Here is a 20,578-nt window from a genome sequence, read left to right on the forward strand (position 1 = left end):
GGTCTTTGATAAGAAAATCCGAAAGGGAAAACCCGTCTGATGCCCCTGTGCGATAAAACAGGGAATGCGGGACATGGCAATCTTGGTGACGGGCGGCGCTGGCTATATCGGCAGCCACATGGTCTGGACACTGCTTGAGGCGGGTGAAGAGGTGGTCGTGCTCGATCGCCTATCGACCGGCTTCCGCTGGGCGGTTGCGCCTGCGGCCCGCTTCTATCTCGGCGACGTTGCCGATCCCGATATTCTGCGGACGATCTTCATCGAAAACGACATAGAGGCGATCATCCATTTCGCCGGTTCCGCCGTCGTACCGGTGTCGGTTTCAGATCCGCTCTCCTATTACGATAACAATTCCGGCAAGACGCGCGCGTTGCTCAGCGCGTCTATCGAAGCCGGCGTGCGCCATTTCGTCTTCTCCTCGACCGCTGCAGTTTATGGACCGCAGCCGAGTTCCGATCCGGTCAAGGAGACCGCCAGCCTCAATCCGGAAAACCCTTACGGCCAGTCGAAGCTGATGACCGAGTTCATGCTGCGCGATGCGGCTGCGGCCTATGACTTCGACTACGTGGCCCTTCGCTATTTCAACGTTGCGGGTGCCGATCCCGAGGGTCGGGCCGGCCAGTCCACCAATGGCGCCACGCATCTGATCAAAGTCGCCTGCGAAGCGGCTCTCGGCAAGCGCGACAGCGTCGCCGTCTATGGCATCGACTATCCAACGCATGATGGCACCGGTGTGCGCGACTACATCCACGTCACCGATCTCGCCGAGGCGCACCTGAAGGCGCTACAGCACCTGCGCAAGGGCAAGGGTTCGCTGGTCGCCAATTGCGGTTACGGCTCGGGCTATTCCGTTCTCGATGTGCTGAACATGGTCACCCGCGTCCACGGCCACTCGTTCAAGATCCACATGGCGCCACGCCGCCCGGGCGATTCCGCCAGCGTCGTTGCCGATGCAACGCTGGCGCGACGCCTGCTCGATTGGGCTCCGAAGCATGACTCGCTGGAAACCATCGTTCGCAGCGCGCTCGATTGGGAATTGGAACTGACCCAGCGCCGCGTCGGCGATCTTCAGGGCATCTACCGCGAACTCGCCGCCGCATCGTTCTGATCGCGCTAACATGGTGTTTACCATCTGTCTGAGGATAGAGGGCTAGCGCTGGCGTAAATAAGAAAAAATCAAGCTTTCTCTGGCTGTTTTATGGTCAAGGGAAAAGGGACAATGAAAAGCTTCATCGCTTCGCTACGGCTGCAAAAAGACAACCCGAAGTTCTTGATGGCACAGTTTCAGGCTCTGTCCACACAGATCCCGATTCTCTATGTCCTGCTGATCATCAATTCGCTGGCTGTCGCGATCACCCACATCAAGACCGCGCCGCTCTGGCTGTCGCTCTATATCCCGACCGGCCTCAGTGTCGCCTGTCTGTTCCGCCTCTGCTGGTGGGAGATCAACGGCAAGGAAAACGTCACGCCTGAACGCGCCTACAAGGTGATGCGCGTGACGATCGCCGGCTCCTGCATTCTCACCATCGCCTTCGGCGCCTGGGCCGTCGCGCTCTACAGCTACGGCGATGCCTACCAGCAGGGCCAGATCGCCTACTTCCTCGTCGTGACAGGTATTTCCTGCGTCTTCTGTCTCATGCACCTGCCGGTCGCGGCGATGATCACCACGGTCATCACCTTCACGGCCATGGTGCTGACCTTCCTGTCGTCAGGAAATCCTGTCTTCATCGCCACCGCCGTCAGCGGTCTGTTCCTGATCCTTCCGTTCCTGCGGGTGATCAACAGCTACTTCCAGAATTTCGCCGGTCTCGTGCAGATGACCGAGGAGCTGGAGAAGAAGCAGGCCGAAGCCCATGAGCTGAACCTCGTCAACAGCCGCAACGCGCTTCAGGATCAATTGACCGGCCTTGCCAATCGCCGCAGCTTCTTCCTATCGCTGGAGCGCATGCTGCAGGAGCAGCCGAAGGAACCGCCGGTTATCGGCATCATCGACCTCGATGGCTTCAAGCCCGTCAACGATATCTTCGGCCATTCGGCGGGCGATCTGGTGCTCAAGGAAACCGCTCGCCGCTTCACAGCGCTTGCCGGCAGCGAGGCTGTCGTTTCCCGTCTCGGCGGCGATGAGTTCGGTATCATCTTCCCGCAAGGCATCAGCCGCAGAGCGACTGCCGATCTCGGCCAGGCTCTCTGCGCTTCGGTCCACGAGGCCTTCGAAATCCCCGACGGCTCGGTGCGCGTCTCGGGATCCTGCGGCATCGTCTATCCCGAGGGTGGCGATCTCTCCGCCGAAGACCTCTACGAGAAGGCTGACTTCGCGCTCTATCAGGTGAAGAGCAAGCGCCGCGGCGGCGTCGAGTTCTTCTCGTCGGAACACGAGAAGATACTAACCCAGCGCTATCTCATCGAGCTTGAGCTGCAGGCCAACGATTTCGCCAGCGAGCTATCGCTCGAATATCAGCCGATCATCGAACTGAAGACCGGCCGCGTTGTCGGCTACGAGGCCCTGGCGCGCTGGGACAGCGCCCGCTTCGGCCGCATCAGCCCGGATGCGTTCATCCCTGCCGCCGAGCGCACTGCCGTCATCGGCCGGATGACCCGCGTGCTGTTCGGTCAGGCGCTCGACGCGCTGAAGCAGATCCCCGATCATCTGCGCCTGTCGTTCAACCTTTCGGCCCGCGACATTTGCGACCACGAAACGTCGATGGCGCTCCTGGCGATGATCCATCGCTCAGGCGTCGATCCCAAGCGCATCGAGTTCGAGATCACCGAGACGGCGCTGCTTTCCGATTTCGACACGGCCGACCAGGTCATCGGCGTCCTGCGCGCCGCCGGTATATCGATCGCGCTCGACGATTTCGGCACCGGCTTCTCCAGCCTCAGCCACATCCATCGTCTCGCCTTCGACAAGCTGAAGATCGACAAGGCCTTCGTGATGAATTTCGATCGCGATATCCGTTCGATGAACATCACCCGCTCCGTCGCCAATCTCTGCCAGAACCTCGGCATCGCATCGGTTGCCGAAGGCGTGGAGAGCGAAGAGGTTGCCGACGGTCTTCGGGCGATGGGCGTGCGGCTGGCGCAGGGCTACCATTTCTCGCGACCGCTGAAGCTCGATGCGGCGATCGACTATGCGCTGCAGCGCGACGGCCTGATGATCGGCCAGGAACCTCTGCACGCGATGCTGCCTTACTGATCCCACTGGAACGAAGTGCCGCGCCTGTCTATTGATATCTGATCAACAAAGGCGCGGTGACCATGCACAAAACATCCGACCGGGAAGTCTTCATCGAACGGCGCGGCAGCGCGGGCATCATCCGCCTCAACCGTCCCAAGGCGCTGAATAGCCTGACGCTGACCATGGTGCGCATGCTGGACGCGGCGCTCGACGAGTTCGAAGCCGATCCTGCCGTTGCAAGCATCGTCGTCACAGGAGAGGGCGAGCGCGGCTTCTGCGCCGGCGGCGATATCCGCGCTCTCCACCAGAGCGGCCTTGCGGGCTCAGAGGAGGCTGAAACCTTCTGGCGTGAGGAATTCGCGCTCAACCATCGCATCGCCAATTTCACCAAGCCCTACATCGCGGTCATGGACGGTATCACCATGGGCGGCGGCGTCGGTCTTTCGGCGCATGGCCGCCACCGGGTTGTAACCGAGCGCACGCGGCTTGCCATGCCGGAAACCGGGATCGGCTATTTTCCGGATGTCGGCGCCACCTGGCTGCTGCCGCGCATGCCCGGCGAAACCGGCACCTGGGCAGGGCTGACCGGCCTGGAAATGAATGCCACGGACGCGCTCTATGCCGGGCTTGCCGACGTCAAGATTGCCTCCGCCCGCTTGCCGGAGATGATCGATGCGCTGGCCCGCATGCCAGTCGGATCGTCGTCGACCACCGTCGATGCCATGCTGAAACATCTCGCCAATCATCCCCATGCCGGCCATCTGGAGCACAACCGGGCGATCATCGACCGCGCTTTCCGCTTCGACAGCGTCGAGGACATTCTGGCGGCACTGGAGGCAGAGGAGGGAGCCTTCGCCGCCGAGACGCGCACCGTCATCGCCAAACGCTCGCCGACCAGCCTGAAGCTGACGCTGCGTCTGCTGCGGGCGGGCAGGGCGAGCGCCAGCCTGGCAGAATGTCTGAACCGGGAACTGGCTGCCTGCATGCAGATCCTGAAGACGCCCGACTTCTATGAGGGCGTCCGCGCCGCCGTCATCGACAAGGATCGCAATCCGAAATGGAAACCGGCGGATGTCTCGGCGGTCGGCCCTGAAGCCCTCGCGCCGTTTTTCGGCCGCGTCGAGCCCTTGGCCCTTTAGCGCCACATGCCGCGCATGCGTGCGCCGACATCGATCCGCACCTGGCGCGCCTGCTGGCTGGCCGCCGTTTCGGCCTTCGCTTGCTGCCAACCGCAGACCTCGAAGAATTGCAGCAGCGTTGCCGGGATGAAGCGGGTGCGGGAGGCATAGACATGCCGGTCACCCTGCGCATTCTGTCCGTGGGTGAAGAAGCGCTGCGGCACGACGAGATCGAGATTGTCCTTGGCCCGCGTCATCGCGACGTAAAGCAGCCGCCGTTCTTCCTCGATCTCAGCACTGCTGCCGACTGCCAGATCGGATGGTATGCAGCCATCCACGACGTTCAGCATGAACACCTTGGTCCATTCCTGGCCCTTGGCCGAATGGATGGTGGAAAGGATCAGGTAATCCTCGTCGAGCAGCGGCACGCCGGCCTGATCGCTGGTCGCGTCCGGCGGATCGAGCGTCAGTTCCGTCAGGAAGCGCTCGCGGGACGGATAACCCGCCGCGATCTGCTCGAGCTGCAGCAGGTCGGCCTGGCGCGTCGAGGCATCCTCATGCAGCCGTTCCAGATGCGGCTGATACCATTCCCGCACCAGCCCGATTTCGGCAGGCCATCCGGCCTTGCCGGTCTTCAGCTCCTGCATGACGGACACGAAAGCCGTCCAATCGTCGCCCGAGCGCGGCGGTGCGGTCAGTTCGGCAAGCGCCTGGATCGGGCTCGGATCAGCGGCCATATGATCCAGCGTCTTTTGCGCCGTCGAGGGGCCGACGCCCGGCAGGATCTGCATCAGCCGGAACCCGGCGACACGGTCGCGCGGGTTCAGCGCAAAGCGCAGCGCCGCGAGCATGTCCTTGACATGCGCGCTGTCCAAAAACTTCAGCCCGCCGAATTTGACGAAGGGAATGTTGCGCCGTGTGAGTTCAACCTCCAGCGCGCCGCTGTGATGCGAGGCGCGAAACAGCACCGCCTGGCTCTTCAGCTTGACGCCTTCTTCGCGGTTCTCCAGCACCTTGTCGGCGACGAAGCGCGCCTGATCGGCTTCGTCGCGCACAGTGACGAGACGCGGCCGCTCGGCCGATTGCCGCTCCGTCCAGAGGTTCTTGGTGAAACGCTCGGAGGCAAGGTCGATGACGGCATTGGCGGCTGCCAGGATCGGCTGCGTCGAGCGGTAATTGCGGTCGAGCGTGACGATATTGGCGGCAGGCGTAAACGAGGCCGGGAAGTCGAGAATGTTGCGCACCGTCGCGGCACGGAAGGAATAGATCGACTGCGCATCGTCGCCGACGACGGTCAGTCCCTGTCCGCCCGGCTTCAGCGCCAGCAGGATCGAGGATTGCAGCCGGTTGGTGTCCTGATATTCGTCAACCAGAACATGATCGAAGCGGCTGCCGATATCCTCGGCAATCATTGGCTCTGCCACCATCTGCGCCCAGTAGAGCAGCAGGTCGTCGTAATCGAGCACGTTTTGCGCCTGCTTGGCTTCGACATAGGCGCCGAAGAGATCGCGCAGCTGGTTCTCCCAGGTGGCGCACCAGGGAAAGGCATCGCGCAGCACCAGCGGCAGCTCACCCTCCGAATTGACCACCCGCGAATAGATCGCCAGGCACGTTCCCTTGGTCGGGAAGCGGTTCTCGGTCTTCGAGAAGCCGAGATCGTGCCGGATGATGTTCATCAGATCGGCGCTGTCTTCGCGATCGTGGATGGTGAAGGCCGGATCGACACCGATCTGCTCTGCATAGTCGCGCAACAGCCGCGCGCCGATACCGTGAAACGTGCCGCTCCAGGCGAGCGCATCGGCCATGATGCCGGAATTGGCGCCGAGCACTTCGGCGCAAATGCGCTCGACGCGCCGCGCCATCTCGGAGGCGGCCCGGCGCGAGAAGGTCATCAGCAGGATGCGGCGCGGATCGGCGCCCTTGACGATCAGATGCGCGACACGGTGCGCCAGCGTGTTGGTCTTGCCGGAACCGGCACCGGCAATGACCAGCAGCGGTCCCGCGACATGGCTGCCCTCGGTGAGGGTTCCATGCTCCACGGCCATGCGCTGTTGCGGGTTGAGCTTCTCGAGATACATCCAGCCGTCCGGTTGGCGCCCGCGCGGCAGAGCGGCACGGACAAATAAGACGTTCCTTGAATGTTCTTGATAGTGATTCCTGTCAAGCGCGCGTCAGTAGACGAAGTCGGAAACCACTTCCTGGCGCGTCAGTTTCAGTGTCCTGTCCGGCTGCAGGATATAGGTCTCCTGCACCTTCTGGCCGCTCGAATTGTAGAAGCTGTTATAGACATAGCTGCCTGGTGGCGATTTCGTCAGCTTGGAGCGGGCAGGGCCGCCATAGGTGAGGCTGCCCGGGATAGGCGTCGGCCCGGCGCCGCTATCGGCAGCGCTGCAGGCCACCAGCATGGCGGCGGCGGTGAAAACCGGAACGATGACCTTGAACATGACAGTTGCCCCTTCAGCCCCTTCATTGATATGGCGCCAGAGATCCGCTTCGCCAAGTAGAGAGCGTTGAAATTTGCGGGGGCAGAATGGTGCGCTACTTTGGCTCCGGCTGCTGGATCGTTTTCGGCGGCGTGTCATCGTTGCTGCCGCCCTGCTCGAAGGGCTTGATGACGAGAATACTGAGAACGGATGCCACCATGAGCGCGACGATGATCAGCATCAGTGTTTTCATGATTAATTCTACTTCGTCCGGTCACGTTGTTCTCAACCCTATTGAACAGACCGGCTGCCCGAAAAGTTCCGGCAAGTGCGCGTGAAATCGTGCGAAGAAAAGCGGGGAACCAAAGCCGCCCTTCAAGGGTTGATTGGGCGGATTTCAACGCTGGAGATAGTCATGAGGACCTGCATCCGTCTGGGGGTTCCAGCCCTGTTTATTGCATGCGCCGCATTTGCCATTCCCGCATCCGCCTCTCTCGAAACCGATGTCGATTATTACTCGGCCCTGCCTCAGGATCAGATGGCGCTCAACGAATATACCAGCACCGTCGCCTGCCAGCCGGCCGAGGCGCATTACGTGCCGTCCTTCATCCGCGCACCTGATGGCACGATCATGGGCGTCGGCTATGTGGAAGTCGAAAGCCAGAGCGATACCGGCTGCTGAAAGCGTGAAATATCCGAAGTATTTCCGCAAATTATCTCTGTTCGAGGCTCGTCTGCATAAGCAGAGGGTGACGAGCCTCTGACCATCATCATGATGGCTGCCGATGTTTTATTGTCGGCCTGCGCCGGCGCGCAACGGCAATACTTGGGCTATCCAGCCCGTCCTTCACCGTTGGTTAAATGAAAATAAACAGCCGTCCCGTTCCGGCACGCAGCCGTCAGGGTCGCTGTTTAGGGCCGAAGCTGTCGCCGGTCAGTGAAGCCTGAGCTTCGCCTCTTCGGCCGCCGCCACAAACTCCAGCCGCGCCTCTTCCGCCGTCTTGCGGCCATCGAGTGCTGCACGGCAGGTGCTGCGGGCTTTCAGATAGCGCAGACCGCGCGCCGCGGGCCAGAGATCGGCAAGGCACTTCAATGCATCGAACGGACCGTTGACGGTACGGGCATCGGTATCCTCGAAGCCGACCTTGACCGGACTATCCCATCTGTCAGTTGCCATAGGCGTATTCCTCCAGTGTTTACGCCAAACGCGCACAACGCCCCTCGTGTTCCTCCCGAAAGGCTCGTGCTGAGAGTATATTAGCGGGTTATTCATTGGTCGCAATGGGGGATTTGAACTGAACTTGGCCAGATCGGCCATCTCACATTGGAGGAGATGCCGAGGGCGAACGTGTGGCCGTGCTCCGTGTGGGAATTGTGGCCCGGCAAAAGCCGGGCCCCCGATCCTAGAAGACAGCTAGGTATTTCAGCAGCGACACGATACCGATGATGATCACGATAATCTGCACGATCTGCCGTGTGCGGCCATCGATCGGCAGGCGTTGAACCAAGTACAATACGAGAATGATGACGAGAAACGTGATCAGAATACCGATCAGTATCGAAGCACCCATTTATCCCCACTCCTATCCAAAAAGCCTTTCGGCGACAGGGATTTAACTATGGGGCAACAAGTCAAAGAAAAGGGGGAGGTCTGAAACTTGATAAATTGCTTTGTCGGAGCGGTGCCGCCATTCATGTTGGCGACGGCACATTCCAGGTGACCGTGCAGGATCAGCCTAAGCCTAAGCCTAAGCCGGGGGTGCGTGGATTATCTGAAGAAAAACTGGTGCTGCCGAGTGGGATTGAACCACCGACCTCACCCTTACCAAGGGTGTGCTCTACCACTGAGCTACGGCAGCAGGACCAGGAACGCTTCGAGCCATCAGGCTGTGTTGCGTGGACGGGGCGCCTATTGCCACAGGTTCCGGACAAGCGCAAGCCGCAATTTCGAACTTCACGTGGATTAACGAGGAAGGCCTTTTGGCGGGAGCGGGAATCCGCTAAGCAGAATGCATGGAAGACAATAGCGAAAAGCCTGTAAATGGCCGCAAGGCGGCAATCGAGGAGCAGGCGCGGCTGAGGCGCGAGCGGGCTGCGGAAAAACTCCGGGAAAATCTTTCGAAGCGCAAGCAGCAGGTCCGTGCGCGCCGTTCCGGGCAGGCCGACGAGACGATTGGCCTGCCTGCCGCAAAAATGGACGAATCGTAATGTTGGCTCCGCGGCGAATTGAAGCGTCGCGGGAATTCGTCTAAAGACCCCCATCCCTTTTAAAGGCAGAACTTTCAGGAAAGGCGGGCGCAGCCCGTAAGCCCCCATGGATCGTATCAGAATTGTCGGCGGGAATGAGCTTAACGGCATCATCCCGATTTCCGGCGCCAAGAATGCCGCACTGCCGCTGATGATCGCGTCTCTGCTGACCAGCGACACGCTGACGCTCGAAAACGTGCCGCATCTGGCCGATGTCGAGCTGCTCATGCGCATCCTCGGCAATCACGGCGTCGACGTTGCCGTCAACGGCCGCCGCGAGCGCCAGGACGACGCCTACTCGCGCACCATCCATTTCACCTGCCGCACCATCGTCGATACGACCGCCCCTTACGAGCTGGTCTCGAAGATGCGCGCCTCCTTCTGGGTCATCGGTCCGCTGCTGGCGCGCGAGGGACAGTGCCGCGTTTCGCTGCCGGGCGGTTGCGCCATCGGCACGCGTCCTGTCGATCTCTTCCTCGAAGGCCTGACGGCGCTCGGCGCCAACCTGGAAATCGACAGCGGCTATATCAACGCGACGGCGCCGAAGGGCGGCCTCATCGGCGCCAAGTACACCTTCCCGAAGGTCTCGGTCGGCGCCACCCACGTGATGATGATGGCGGCAACGCTTGCCCGCGGCACGACGGTGATCGGCAATGCCGCCCGCGAGCCTGAAGTCGTCGATCTCGCCAACTGCCTGATCGCCATGGGCGCCAAGATTACCGGTGCCGGCACGCCGACCATCACCATCGAAGGCGTGCAGTCGCTCTCGGGCGCCCGCCACCGGGTTCTGCCGGACCGTATCGAAACCGGCACCTATGCCATGGCCGTTGCCATGACCGGCGGTGACGTCGTTCTCGAGAACACCGACATGGCGCTGCTCGAAACCGCATTCGAAACGCTGCGCCGCGCCGGTGCCGATGTGTCGGCGACGAATAGCGGCGTGCGCATCAAGCGCAATGGCGCCGGTATTAAGCCCGTCGACGTGGTCACCGATCCCTTCCCGGGCTTCCCGACCGACCTGCAGGCACAGTTCATGGCGCTGATGACCCGTTCGTCCGGCGTCTCGCATGTCACCGAAACCATCTTCGAAAACCGCTTCATGCATGTGCAGGAGCTGGCCCGCCTCGGCGCCAAGATTTCTCTGTCCGGCCAGACGGCGAAGATCGAAGGCGTTCAGCGGCTGAAGGGTGCGCCTGTGATGGCGACCGATCTGCGCGCCTCCGTCTCCCTCGTCATCGCCGGTCTTGCGGCTGAAGGCGAGACCATGGTGTCGCGCGTCTATCACCTCGATCGCGGCTTCGAGCGGCTGGAAGAAAAGCTCACCCGCTGCGGCGCCATCGTCGAACGCGTCAGCGAATAAGGGAAGGGCGGTTTCCGCCCTTTGCTTTCCCCTGCGGGCATTGCGCATAGCTGTTGCGCATTGCCCTCAGGCGTCCTATTTCCCTTGTCTAACGCATCGCCATACCGGCGATGCGGCATCATCGACCGGGGGTACAGCCTGCATGACCGATCTGAAGCTTCTTGCACTCGACAGTGAAGACCTCGCCGTGGTCTCCGCGCATCTGCAGGACGCCGTTTTCAAGATCGGCGACATCGCCTGGTCCCCCAAGGACGGCCAGTTCGCCTTCGCCGCGAACCGCTTCGTCTGGGAAGAGGCTGGCGGTAAGCGCAAGGGCTTCGAGCGCCGCCGCGCCGCCCTCGTTTTCAAGCGCGTTCTTGCTGTCCGCTCCACCGGCATCGACCGCAAGCGCCGCGACGAAGTGTTGTCGCTGCTGTCAGTCGTCTTCGAGCCGAAGGGCGAGGGCCCCGAGGGCACGATCGAAATCACGCTGTCGGGTGCGGCCGAGATCGTTCTCGATGTCGAATGCATCGAAGTTCAGCTTGCAGATATCGGCGGAGCATGGGAAACCGCCTCCAAGCCGCGCCATCCGGGCGCTTGACGATCGTCTCTGCGCGGTTTGATGTTTAGCGTTGGTTTGGAAGGAAATTGAGCGTGGCAATCTGGCTGGATCAGGCATCGGATGGTTTCGAGCAGCGTTTCGCCGCTTTTCTGACGACCAAGCGCGAGGTCTCCGAAGACGTCAACATCGCGGTGCGCGCCATCATCGATGACGTGCGCGCCCGTGGCGACGTGGCCCTTGCCGAATATTCGAAGAAATTCGATGGCATCGACTATGCCAAGGTGCCCATGCGCGTCACCGAGGCCGAGATCGACGCTGCCGTCGAGGCGGTTCCCGCCGAAGTGCTGGGCGCGTTGAAGGTCGCCGCTGTCCGCATCGAATCCCATCATGCCCGCCAGCTGCCGAAAGACGATATCTACGAAGACGCCATGGGCGTCGGCCTCGGTTCGCGCTGGACGGCAATCGAAGCCGTCGGCCTCTATGTTCCAGGCGGTACGGCGAGCTACCCCAGTTCGGTGCTGATGAATGCCGTTCCGGCCAAGGTCGCCGGCGTCGATCGCATCGTCATCGCCGTTCCGGCAACCGGCGGCGTCGTCAATCCGGCCGTATTGGCCGCTGCGAAGCTCGCAGGCGTCTCCGAAATCTACCGTGTCGGCGGCGCGCAGGCGATCGCCGCACTCGCCTATGGCACGGAAACCATCGCACCCGTCGCCAAGATCACCGGTCCCGGCAATGCCTATGTCGCCGCCGCCAAGCGCCATGTGTTCGGCACCGTCGGCATCGATATGATCGCCGGTCCCTCCGAAGTGCTGGTGATTGCCGACAAGGACAACAATCCGGACTGGATCGCGGCCGATCTGCTGGCCCAGGCCGAACATGACGCCAGCTCGCAGGCAATCCTCGCCACCGATGATGCCGAATTCGCCAAGGCCGTCGAAGCCGCTGTCGAGCGCCAGTTGAAGACGCTGAACCGCGCCGAGACCGCCGCCGCCAGCTGGCGCGATTTCGGTGCCGTCATCCTCGTCAAGGATCTGAAGGACGCTATCCCGCTTGCAAACCGCATCGCGCCGGAGCATCTGGAGCTGGCGGTCGTCGATCCCGATGCGCTTCTCCCGGGCATTCGCAATGCCGGCGCGATCTTCATGGGCGCGCATACGCCTGAAGTGATCGGCGATTATGTCGGCGGCTCCAACCACGTGCTGCCGACGGCGCGTTCGGCGCGCTTCTCGTCCGGCCTTGGAGTGCTCGATTTCGTCAAGCGCACATCGATCCTGCGCCTCGGCCCGCAGCAGCTGCGCGAGCTTGGCCCGGCGGCGATCGCTTTGGCGGTGTCCGAAGGCTTGGACGCTCATGCGCGATCGGTCGCGATCCGCCTCAATCTCGAAAGGTGAGGCATGGCGAAGGGCGACTTCCGGCTTTCTGATGTCGTCCTCGACGACACGATCGGCCGTTCGACGCCCGATGTCGAGCACGAGCGCGCCGTCGCCATCTTCGATCTGATCGAGGAAAACACCTTCGAGCCCGCCGGGCACCCGGGCGGACCATACAAGCTCAACATCTCGCTCGTCGACAGCAAGCTGGTCTTCGTCATCAGGACGGAGGAGGGCGGTGATGTTGCCACCCATATCCTGTCGCTGACGCCGTTCCGCCGCATCGTGAAAGACTATTTCATGATCTGCGAAAGCTATTACGAAGCGATCCGTTCGGCCTCGCCAAGCCGCATCGAAGCGATCGACATGGGCCGTCGCGGCATCCACAACGAGGGCTCGCAAACGCTGAAGGACAGGCTGAAAGGCAAGATCGACGTCGATTTCGACACGGCCCGGCGCATCTTCACGCTCGTCTGCGTGCTCTACTGGCGCGGATGACCGGGATGGAGCCCGCTCCGCTCACCGCAGAAGGCAAGGCGCCGGGCGCGATCCTCTTCATGTGCGGCATGAACGCCATCCGCTCGCCGATAGCCGAGGCAATCGCCCGGAGCATTCTGCCTGCCAACATCTATATACGCTCGGCAGGCGTTCGCGCCGGCGAGCGGGATCCCTTTGTCGATGCCGTGCTTGAAGAGATCGGCCTTTCGCTTGGCCGCCACCTGCCGAAGACGCTGGACGAACTCGAGGACGACTATTTCGATCTGATCATCACGCTTTCGCCGCAGGCTCATCACGCAGCGCTGGAACTGACGCGTGCCAACGCCGTTGAAGTGGTGTATTGGCCGACCATGGATCCGACCGGCGAAACCGGCAGCCGCGACCAGATTCTCGATGCCTACAGAGAGGTGCGGGATCACATTGCGGCGCTGATCGAGAGCCGGCTACTCAGACGAAACGGCATTGCCGCGCAATCGGCCTAAAACAAAAGGAAGAAAGCCCGATCAACAAGGTTCACAAATGACCGTTGATTGTGTAGTTTCCGCCCAAATTTTAAGGTGGCGCAAGTCCGCCATCTCAACCGACAGGAAGAAAAGCCTTATATGCCTAAAGAAGAAGTCCTTGAATTTCCGGGTATCGTGACCGAACTTCTGCCGAACGCGACCTTCCGCGTGAAGCTTGAAAACGAGCACGAAATCATCGCCCACACGGCCGGCCGTATGCGCAAGAACCGCATCCGCGTTCTGGCGGGCGACAAGGTTCTTGTGGAAATGACCCCCTACGACCTCACCAAGGGCCGTATCACCTACCGTTTCAAGTAAGCTTGGGCCGCAAGCCCTCGAGGCTTCCTTTCCGGTCGAGGTTCCATGGCGCTCACATACAAGCTCATCCTGGCTTCCGGTTCTCCGCGACGTGTCGACCTGCTCAATCAGGCAGGCATCGAACCGTCGCGCCTGATGCCGATGGATATCGACGAGGCGCCGAAGAAATCGGAGCATCCGCGCTCGCTGGCCCGCAGGCTCTCGACCGAGAAGGCCGAGGCGGCGCTGTCGGCGATCAAGGGCGATCTGGCCTGGAAGGGCAGCTATATCCTCGCGGCCGATACGGTCGTTGCCGTCGGCCGCCGTATCCTGGGGAAGGCCGAGTTTGCGGATGAGGCCTCCGCCTCGCTCAATCTGCTTTCCGGCCGCAGCCACTGGGTTTATACCGGTGTCTGCCTGGTAACGCCCGATCGCAAGGTCCGCCAGAAGATCGTCGAAACCAAGGTGCGCTTCAAGCGCCTCTCCGGTTTCGAGATCGAGAGCTATCTGGCCTCGGGCCAGTGGCGCGGCAAGGCGGGTGCCTATGGCATCCAGGGTCTTGCCGGCAGCTTCGTCCAGAAAATGGTCGGTTCCTACACCAATGTGGTGGGCCTGCCGCTTTATGAAACTATCCTCCTGCTGACCGGCGAAGGCTTCGATGTGCATAGCCGGTGGCCTGAGGGCTAAGCCGGGGGCATCGTCATGTCCGAAGACGAGAATAGAACCACCGCCAAGGTCGAACCGCTTCGCAAGACGCGGCCCTGCCCGGAATGCGGAAAGCCATCTCACCGCGAACATTATCCGTTCTGCTCGAACCGTTGCCGTGAGGTCGATCTCTCACGCTGGCTGACGGGCGCTTACGCCATACCCGTTGCCGACGATGAGAAGAAAGCCGAGTACGACGACGAGGAATAGCCTGTAAAACCACTGGCGAAGTCATTCAATTCACTCAGGAATTTGGAAAAATTCCACAAGCCTCAAAAAACTGTCATTTGACGCTTGCCATGTCCCGACAAGATGCTATAACCCCGCTCGCTTCCGGGGCACACCAAACCCTCCGGTTCTTTCTTCGAAAGAATGCAGGCCGAAGCAGGAATGCCCAGATAGCTCAGTTGGTAGAGCAGCGGATTGAAAATCCGCGTGTCCGTGGTTCAAATCCGCGTCTGGGCACCACTCTTTCTCCTCAAAAAAGCTTGATCAGTCGCTTCGCATTTCGCGGCAGTTGCATATCGCGGATTAGCCCATTTTGTACTTTTGGCTGAATTGCGCCCGCCCGCCATCGGCCTACCCTTCACCCATGAACAAGATGCTTCTCGTGAGAGTGGCCGCCTGGCTGTCGCTGGCCGCCGTTATCTTTGTGACCGTGTGTCCGATCGAGTACCGGCCGCACGATATCATCGACGTCGATGTCGATCGCGCCATGGCCTTCATGGTGATGGGCATATTGTTCGTCACCGGTTATCCGCGGCGGGTCGTTCTATGCGCGGTGCTGCTGGTCATCGGTGCCTTCGCGCTGGAGACGCTGCAATTCCTGTCTCCGACGCGTCACGCGCATTTCGAGGATGCCGCGACCAAGAGCATGGGCGCGCTTTTTGGCGTCTTCCTGGCGGAGGTCGTCAACCGCATCAGGGGTATCCGGCACAAGGCGGGATAGGCGCGGGCAGTGTTCAGTCGCGGTCCAGCCACGCAAGCATACCCTGCGCTGCCGCCTTGCCCGTCGCCATGCATGCGGTCAGCAGGTAACCGCCTGTCGGAGCTTCCCAATCCAGCATTTCGCCGGCGGCGAAGATGCCGGGGATGGCCTTCAGCATATAGCCGTCATCGATAGCATCCAGCGCAATGCCTCCGGCCGACGATATGGCTTCGGCAATCGGCCGGGTCGCGGTCAGCGGGATCGCCAGCGCCTTGATCCGTGCAGCAAGTTGCTGCGGGTCCTTCAGCACGTCGTCGCCTGCAAGCTCCCGAATCAGCCCTGCCTTGACGGGGTCGAGACCGGCGCCCTTGCGCAGCCGGTTGGAGAGGCTTGCTTTCCGGTCCTGCCTGGCGAGGTCGGCTGCCAGCCGTTCGACCGATCGCCCGGGAGCGAGGTCGACAAGCAACGAGACAGCGCCATCGCGCTCTAGATCGTCGCGAAGGGCCGCTGCATGGGCATAGACAAGGCTGCCCTCGATTCCATGCTCCGAAATCACAAATTCACCGGGAAATGTCCCGGCCGCCGAGGTGGCTGTCACCGCCTTCAACGGCGCCCCGGCAAAGCGCTCGCGAAACACTCCGCTCCAGTTGACATCGAAGCCGCAATTGGCAGGGCGGAAAGGGGCCATATCGACGCCTCGCTCACGCAGCCACGGCACCCAGGCGGCATCGGAACCGAGCTTCGGCCAGCTCGCGCCGCCAAGCGCCAGCAATGCCGCATCCGGCTGGATGACCATCCGGCCTTCCTGGGTTTCGAAAATCAGGCCGCCATCAGCAAAGCCGATCCAGCGGTGGCGTTTTGCGATGACCACGCCTTGCGTCTCCAGACGGGCTAGCCAGGCGCGAAGCAGCGGCGAGGCCTTCATGACCGTCGGGAAGACGCGCCCCGATGACCCCACGAATGTCTCTGTGCCGAGTTCGCCGGCCCAGCGGCGGATATCGTTGGGCGTCAAGGCATCGAGCGCGGGACGAAGGCGCCCCGAAGCGCTGCCGAAGCGGGCGGCGAACTGCGCGTAGTCCTCGGAGTGCGTTATGTTCAGCCCGGATTTTCCAGCCAGCAGAAACTTCCGCGCCACCGTCGGCATGGCGTCGTAGACGGTGATCGCGTGGCCGGATCCGGCCAGCGTTTCCGCCGACATCAGGCCCGCCGGGCCGCCGCCGATGATCGCGATCTGTTTTTTCTTCATGGGCTGCCTGATACAGCATTCAAATGCGTCCGTCTCCGGATTTGAGAGAAGCCGTTTCGTTGCGTGTCGCGGCCAAACTCACTATCTCAATCCCATCTCAAATGGAGTGTCGCGGCATGGCCGATCTCAAAGCAAGACCCAGACCCACAGGCGCCAAGGCCGTCCTCGGCCGAACCGGATTTCCGCATGTCACCTCGGCGACGAAGGGCGAGATCGATATCGTCACCAGCCCGTCTCAGCCAGGCTTCAATCCGCTCGATCTTCTCTATTCGTCGCTTTCGGCCTGCCTGGTGCTGAGCGCCCGTATCGCCGCCAGCAATCTGGGCGTCCTCGACAGGATCACCGAGATCACCGCTGACGTCACAGGCGAGAAGGCTGCCGAAGGCCTGTCGCGCGTCCAGAAGTTCAACATCGCCTTCTCGATCAAGGGGGATATCGACGAGGAGACGCGGCAGAAGATCGCGCATCTGGCCGAAGACGAGATCTGCACGGTCAGCAACACGATCCGCGGCAACCCGGAATTCTCGACGGTTATTTCCGGTTGAGCTTTTGTGTCGCGGGTGTCGTTCCCGCGCTATCCTCTTTCGGTCCGATCTGATAATTCGCATCCCGGCTGGCGTCTCAATCATGGCTGGCCGGGAAAGCATAGAGATCATGTCGCAGGCCGCCGCCCCTTCCACAGAAGCCGCTCCTTCACAACGTTTCGCGCTGACGGCGCTCATCCTTGGCGGCGCTGCCATCGGTGGTTCGCCGATCTTCGTGCGGCTCTCCGAAGTGGGGCCGATGGCGACGGCCTTTTGGCGCGTCGCGCTGGCGCTGATCCCGATCTTCATCTTCTCGCTGATCAAGAAGGATTCGGGCCCGAAGCCTGAAAAGCTCTCCGATTATGCCATGCTGATCCTGCCGGGCGTCATCCTCGCGGCGGATCTCGCGGCCTGGCACCTGTCGATCACCATGACCTCGGTTGCCAATGCGACGCTGCTCGCCAACCTCGCGCCCGTCTTCGTCACCGTCATCGGCTTCGTCGCCTTCCGCGCGCCCGTCTCCCGCATTTTCGTGCTGGGACTGGCATTGGCGCTGGCGGGCGTGGTGATCCTCAAGGGCGGACCGGCGGCACTCGGCAACGGCGATCTGCGCGGCGATGGCGTGGCGATCATCGCAGCGATCTTCTATGCAGGCTACATCCTGGCAATCGGCCAGCTGCGCAGCCGTTTCGATACGATCCGCATCATGCTGTGGAGCACGGCATCGGCCGCTATTTGCGTCTTCCCGCTGGGCTTCTTCTTCGAGGCACATATGCTACCCCCGACGGCCTATGGCTGGGCGATCGTCTTCGGCCTCGCCTTCATCAGCCACGCAAGCGGCCAAGTGGCAATCGCCTTCGCGCTCGCCTATCTGCCGGCCGCCTTCTCGTCGCTGACGCTGCTCCTGCAGCCGGTCGTCGCAGCCATTCTTGCCTGGGTGCTGCTCAACGAGGCGATTGGCCCGATGCAGGCCATCGGCGGCCTGGTGGTGCTCGCCGGGATCATGATCGCCCGGCGAGGCTGAGCCTCAGGCGACGGCCGCCGGCTGCATGCGCCGCGCATCGAGAATACCGAGCGCTTCGTCGACGGTTGCCGCGATCGCCGCCTTTTCCGTATTGTTGCAGGTGCCCCACGCCTCGATGAAGCTGCTGGTCTTGCCGTAGCTGTTGTCGAGCACGCAGTGATCGGCGCCGATCAGCACGCACATGATGTGGCCGTGCATGCGGTCGGTAATCACCTGCCGGGCAGAACCCAGCAGCGCCACGCCGCGGTCGAAGCGCTGCTGCGCCCGCTCGCGATAGGCAAGCTCGGTCATCCGGGCACGTCCGCCGATTCGGCCGGAAAGCAGCCCCTTCAGGATCGCCGCACGCTTCGTCTGCTTCTGGAAATCGGCAGGCTCATCCGGCCAGTCGGATTTCACCGTGCCCGGGCGGCTGGTCGCCGCCGTCAGGTCCTGCGGCGCGCCCACTTCCTGGTCCTCGCGCAGATTGAGCAGCAGCTCGTGCTGAGGCGCCGGGCGAGTGACCGGGCCGATGCAGAAGGCCATGTCGGGGCAAAGCCTGACATCGCACTGGAACCAGCGCTTGGCGAATTGGAAGCTCTTGTGGTCGCGTACCAGCAGCGTGAAATTGCCGTGCTTCTCGATCGCGCGGGCGGTGCTGTCGATCCCGGCCTGTTCCTTGAAGTGGATGGTCTGCGGCATTTGGACGATCGGCCGGCCCTTGTATTTCGTCAGCATGTCCTCGCGGAACTGCCGGTAGCCCGCCCAGATATCCCCGAAATTGCCGCCACCATGCAGGAATATCCGGCCATCGCCGATCGCTGCCAGCATGCGCTCGTCGTCATAGGTGGGGATTTCGGTCACATAGGCCGGCCGCGTCTTGCGGCGGTCGAAATAGGCAAGCTCCCCGAGCCAGATGGCGCTGTCACCAATATTGTAGTGGTTCGGGAAATCGAGCAGCGCAAAGCGCTCGGCCGGATCGACGAGGTCGGAAAGGCAATTTGCGATCAGTCCCTGAAGGCGGTTGATGATCGTAATGTTGGTTTCCTGCATATAAGGCTCCTGTTGAAGAGTCTGGCCCAGCCCCGGCGGCTAGGCCTCGGCCCGTTTTCCGAACGGCAGCAAAGACTTGCCGAGCGCGATGTAAGGGCGGATGGCGGATCTGCCGAAGACCGGCAGAAAGGCGAGATAGACGACGGCGCCGAGACCGATGCTGAGACCAAGCGACAGCCATCGGCTCTGCAGATGTTCGGCGATGACGGGATGTGCAAACCAGACGCAGACAGCCATGACGGCGCTGCCGCAGAAGGGCAGGGCGACCGACTTGAAGGTGCCGAGCGAATCGATGCCGGCATAGCGATGCAGCACATATTGCTGATAGGGCATGGTCAGCCAGGCGCGCAGCACGTAGCCGGCGGCAACGGCGAGGATGCCGTAGGGTACCAGCAGCCAGGTCAGCAGCAGGGTCGCGGCAAACTGCAGTGCTGCGACCGAGAGGATCGATTCTGCGCGATTGACTGCCGATAGCGCCGACGAGGCAAAGAAGTTGGTCACGAACGGCACCGACATCAGCACCAGCACGGTGGCGATATCGCCGGCATTGCCCCACTTGTCGCCGAAGAGCAGCGCGATCATGTCGTTCGACAGCGCGCCGAAGCCGAAGAGCAGCGGAATGGTGCCGAGTGCGGCGGCGCCGACGATCTTGTTATAGGCGTTGCGGAAGGCGACGCGATCGTTCTGCAGGCGTGACAGGGTGACCAGCGAGACGCTGCCGATCGGCGCCAGAACGGCCTGGCCGATGAGTTCGATCAGCCGCCAGGCGATGCGGTAACGGCCGACTTCGACGGCGCCGTACCAGCGGGAGATGAAAATGTCCTGGACGCGGGCGAGCAGCATCCACATCAGCTGGGTGACGACGAGGCTGACGCTGAACAGGAAGACCGAGCGGAATTTCGCAACATTGAACCGCAGGCGCGGCATCCAGGGATAGGCGACCCAGCCGAGAACAACTGTGACCGCAGCGTTGACGGCGGTCTGCGCGACCAGTGCCCAGATGCCCCATCCGAGATAGGCGCAGACGACGGCAGTGATGCCGGACAGGAGGCTGGCTGCGATGCTCTGCGCCGCAAGGTTCTTGTGGCCGAATTCACGGGCGAGACGCGCATTGTGGATGACAGCCAGCGACGAGACGGGCAGCAGCGGCGCCAGCCAGCGGAGAATGCCAGACACGGATTCGTCGCGCACCAGCTCGCCGTAATAGGGCGCGAACACGAAGACCACGGCGGCAATGATGGCGCTGAACGCAACTGTGGCCCAGAAGCAGGTATCGGCCAGCTCCTCATCGAGATCCAGCTGCCGGGTGATGGCATCGCCAAGCCCTGCATAGGCAAGCACACGGCCGATTTCGACGAACAGGCTGGCGAGCGCAAAAGTGCCGAAGTCGCCGGGCCCGAGAATGCGCGCCAGAATGACGAAGATGACGAAGGTCGCAATCGTGCTCCAGGCTACGCGAACGACCGACCAGAGGACGGATAGTGCCGTCTTCTTCTTCAGATCGGCATGCGCAACTGCATGTTCTGCCATTCATCATCCTATCGATTGCAGCCGAAGCTTGGGTCATCGGCGCAAAGAGTGTGCGGGGTG

General features: G+C 61.9%; 24 protein-coding genes and 2 tRNA genes. 17 read left to right on the plus strand and 9 right to left on the minus strand.

All coding sequences use genetic code 11. The features are described 5' to 3' along the window. Positions 1-73: 73 nt before the first annotated feature. The 3 genes from galE to AC1DIJ_RS18245 all read left to right on the plus strand — a co-directional run bounded on the left by galE (position 74) and on the right by AC1DIJ_RS18245 (position 4,314). Positions 74-1,108 carry a UDP-glucose 4-epimerase GalE gene (gene galE / locus AC1DIJ_RS18235; RefSeq protein ID WP_112387703.1) on the plus strand — a complete coding sequence of 345 codons (1,035 nt, stop codon included), beginning with the start codon at positions 74-76 and terminating at the stop codon, positions 1,106-1,108. Positions 1,109-1,219: 111 nt separating this feature from the next. Next, positions 1,220-3,193 (plus strand): EAL domain-containing protein, encoded by a 1,974-nt coding sequence (locus tag AC1DIJ_RS18240; RefSeq protein WP_112387540.1) that lies wholly within the window; start codon positions 1,220-1,222, stop codon positions 3,191-3,193. A gap of 62 nt (positions 3,194-3,255) precedes the next feature. Continuing rightward, positions 3,256-4,314 (plus strand): enoyl-CoA hydratase/isomerase family protein, encoded by a 1,059-nt coding sequence (locus tag AC1DIJ_RS18245; RefSeq protein ID WP_112387541.1) that lies wholly within the window; start codon positions 3,256-3,258, stop codon positions 4,312-4,314. Here AC1DIJ_RS18245 and AC1DIJ_RS18250 read toward each other — a convergent pair. The 3 genes from AC1DIJ_RS18250 to AC1DIJ_RS18260 all read right to left on the minus strand — a co-directional run bounded on the left by AC1DIJ_RS18250 (position 4,311) and on the right by AC1DIJ_RS18260 (position 6,969). Then, a complete protein-coding gene (locus tag AC1DIJ_RS18250; protein WP_112387542.1) occupies positions 4,311-6,371 on the minus strand; it encodes an ATP-dependent helicase in 2,061 nt (686 codons plus the stop codon). The genes AC1DIJ_RS18245 and AC1DIJ_RS18250 overlap by 4 nt on opposite strands. Positions 6,372-6,464: 93 nt before the next feature. Next, positions 6,465-6,698 (minus strand): hypothetical protein, encoded by a 234-nt coding sequence (locus AC1DIJ_RS18255; RefSeq protein ID WP_477831509.1) that lies wholly within the window; start codon positions 6,696-6,698, stop codon positions 6,465-6,467. A 133-nt stretch (positions 6,699-6,831) separates the two neighbouring features. Further along, the gene (locus tag AC1DIJ_RS18260) at positions 6,832-6,969 is read right to left on the minus strand and encodes a hypothetical protein (RefSeq protein WP_162698714.1); all 138 of its coding nucleotides are present in this window, start codon (positions 6,967-6,969) and stop codon (positions 6,832-6,834) included. A 162-nt stretch (positions 6,970-7,131) separates the two neighbouring features. On the opposite strand from AC1DIJ_RS18260, the gene AC1DIJ_RS18265 reads away from it, so the two are divergent. Then, positions 7,132-7,398 (plus strand): hypothetical protein, encoded by a 267-nt coding sequence (locus AC1DIJ_RS18265; protein WP_112387544.1) that lies wholly within the window; start codon positions 7,132-7,134, stop codon positions 7,396-7,398. Positions 7,399-7,650: 252 nt separating this feature from the next. Here AC1DIJ_RS18265 and AC1DIJ_RS18270 read toward each other — a convergent pair whose 3' ends face one another. The 3 genes from AC1DIJ_RS18270 to AC1DIJ_RS18280 form a co-directional block, all read right to left on the minus strand. Further along, positions 7,651-7,893: a DUF982 domain-containing protein gene (locus AC1DIJ_RS18270; RefSeq protein ID WP_112387545.1), complete on the minus strand. Its 243-nt coding sequence runs from the start codon at positions 7,891-7,893 to the stop codon at positions 7,651-7,653. Between the two features lie 226 nt (positions 7,894-8,119). Next, positions 8,120-8,287 (minus strand): Thivi_2564 family membrane protein, encoded by a 168-nt coding sequence (locus AC1DIJ_RS18275; protein ID WP_112387546.1) that lies wholly within the window; start codon positions 8,285-8,287, stop codon positions 8,120-8,122. A gap of 213 nt (positions 8,288-8,500) precedes the next feature. Then, a tRNA-Thr gene (locus AC1DIJ_RS18280) sits at positions 8,501-8,575 on the minus strand. Positions 8,576-8,729: 154 nt separating this feature from the next. Between AC1DIJ_RS18280 and AC1DIJ_RS18285 the strand changes: the two genes are divergently transcribed. The 11 genes from AC1DIJ_RS18285 to AC1DIJ_RS18335 all read left to right on the plus strand — a co-directional run bounded on the left by AC1DIJ_RS18285 (position 8,730) and on the right by AC1DIJ_RS18335 (position 15,186). Then, a complete protein-coding gene (locus AC1DIJ_RS18285; RefSeq protein WP_112387547.1) occupies positions 8,730-8,924 on the plus strand; it encodes a hypothetical protein in 195 nt (64 codons plus the stop codon). Between the two features lie 106 nt (positions 8,925-9,030). Next, positions 9,031-10,323, plus strand: coding sequence for a UDP-N-acetylglucosamine 1-carboxyvinyltransferase (gene murA / locus AC1DIJ_RS18290; RefSeq protein WP_112387548.1), 1,293 nt, complete (start codon positions 9,031-9,033; stop codon positions 10,321-10,323). Positions 10,324-10,465: 142 nt separating this feature from the next. After that, positions 10,466-10,903, plus strand: coding sequence for a DUF2948 family protein (locus tag AC1DIJ_RS18295; RefSeq protein ID WP_112387549.1), 438 nt, complete (start codon positions 10,466-10,468; stop codon positions 10,901-10,903). 53 nt (positions 10,904-10,956) lie between these two features. Beyond that, entirely contained in the window at positions 10,957-12,255 is a 1,299-nt protein-coding gene (gene hisD, locus AC1DIJ_RS18300; protein WP_112387550.1) for a histidinol dehydrogenase, read from the plus strand. A 3-nt stretch (positions 12,256-12,258) separates the two neighbouring features. Beyond that, the gene (locus AC1DIJ_RS18305) at positions 12,259-12,732 is read left to right on the plus strand and encodes a UPF0262 family protein (protein ID WP_112387551.1); all 474 of its coding nucleotides are present in this window, start codon (positions 12,259-12,261) and stop codon (positions 12,730-12,732) included. Beyond that, positions 12,729-13,214, plus strand: a complete 486-nt coding sequence (locus tag AC1DIJ_RS18310) for an arsenate-mycothiol transferase ArsC (RefSeq protein WP_477831503.1) — start codon at positions 12,729-12,731, stop codon at positions 13,212-13,214. The genes AC1DIJ_RS18305 and AC1DIJ_RS18310 overlap by 4 nt, the downstream gene beginning before the upstream one ends. Positions 13,215-13,334: 120 nt before the next feature. Beyond that, positions 13,335-13,553 (plus strand): translation initiation factor IF-1, encoded by a 219-nt coding sequence (infA, locus tag AC1DIJ_RS18315; RefSeq protein ID WP_003545338.1) that lies wholly within the window; start codon positions 13,335-13,337, stop codon positions 13,551-13,553. Between the two features lie 45 nt (positions 13,554-13,598). Then, the gene (locus AC1DIJ_RS18320; RefSeq protein ID WP_112387553.1) at positions 13,599-14,219 is read left to right on the plus strand and encodes a Maf-like protein; all 621 of its coding nucleotides are present in this window, start codon (positions 13,599-13,601) and stop codon (positions 14,217-14,219) included. 15 nt (positions 14,220-14,234) lie between these two features. Further along, positions 14,235-14,447 carry a DNA gyrase inhibitor YacG gene (yacG, locus tag AC1DIJ_RS18325; RefSeq protein ID WP_112387554.1) on the plus strand — a complete coding sequence of 71 codons (213 nt, stop codon included), beginning with the start codon at positions 14,235-14,237 and terminating at the stop codon, positions 14,445-14,447. A 182-nt stretch (positions 14,448-14,629) separates the two neighbouring features. After that, a tRNA-Phe gene (locus AC1DIJ_RS18330) sits at positions 14,630-14,705 on the plus strand. Positions 14,706-14,829: 124 nt separating this feature from the next. After that, complete coding sequence (locus AC1DIJ_RS18335) at positions 14,830-15,186, plus strand: VanZ family protein (protein WP_310293019.1); 357 nt, start codon at positions 14,830-14,832, stop codon at positions 15,184-15,186. Positions 15,187-15,199: 13 nt separating this feature from the next. Here AC1DIJ_RS18335 and AC1DIJ_RS18340 read toward each other — a convergent pair whose 3' ends face one another. After that, the gene (locus AC1DIJ_RS18340; protein ID WP_112387555.1) at positions 15,200-16,411 is read right to left on the minus strand and encodes a TIGR03862 family flavoprotein; all 1,212 of its coding nucleotides are present in this window, start codon (positions 16,409-16,411) and stop codon (positions 15,200-15,202) included. Positions 16,412-16,527: 116 nt separating this feature from the next. On the opposite strand from AC1DIJ_RS18340, the gene AC1DIJ_RS18345 reads away from it, so the two are divergent. Together AC1DIJ_RS18345 and AC1DIJ_RS18350 are read left to right on the plus strand one after the other, a co-directional pair. Next, on the plus strand, positions 16,528-16,956 hold the full coding sequence (locus AC1DIJ_RS18345) for an OsmC family protein (protein ID WP_112387556.1): 429 nt from the start codon (positions 16,528-16,530) through the stop codon (positions 16,954-16,956). 109 nt (positions 16,957-17,065) lie between these two features. Beyond that, positions 17,066-17,959 carry a DMT family transporter gene (locus tag AC1DIJ_RS18350; RefSeq protein ID WP_112387557.1) on the plus strand — a complete coding sequence of 298 codons (894 nt, stop codon included), beginning with the start codon at positions 17,066-17,068 and terminating at the stop codon, positions 17,957-17,959. A gap of 3 nt (positions 17,960-17,962) precedes the next feature. Here the strand turns inward: AC1DIJ_RS18350 and AC1DIJ_RS18355 are convergent, their stop codons facing one another. Both AC1DIJ_RS18355 and AC1DIJ_RS18360 read right to left on the minus strand, forming a co-directional pair. After that, on the minus strand, positions 17,963-18,988 hold the full coding sequence (locus AC1DIJ_RS18355; RefSeq protein WP_112387558.1) for a polysaccharide pyruvyl transferase family protein: 1,026 nt from the start codon (positions 18,986-18,988) through the stop codon (positions 17,963-17,965). A gap of 39 nt (positions 18,989-19,027) precedes the next feature. Beyond that, positions 19,028-20,518, minus strand: coding sequence for a lipopolysaccharide biosynthesis protein (locus AC1DIJ_RS18360; protein ID WP_112387559.1), 1,491 nt, complete (start codon positions 20,516-20,518; stop codon positions 19,028-19,030). Positions 20,519-20,578: the final 60 nt, after the last annotated feature.

This window comes from Rhizobium sp. 10N427 (assembly GCF_056394605.1).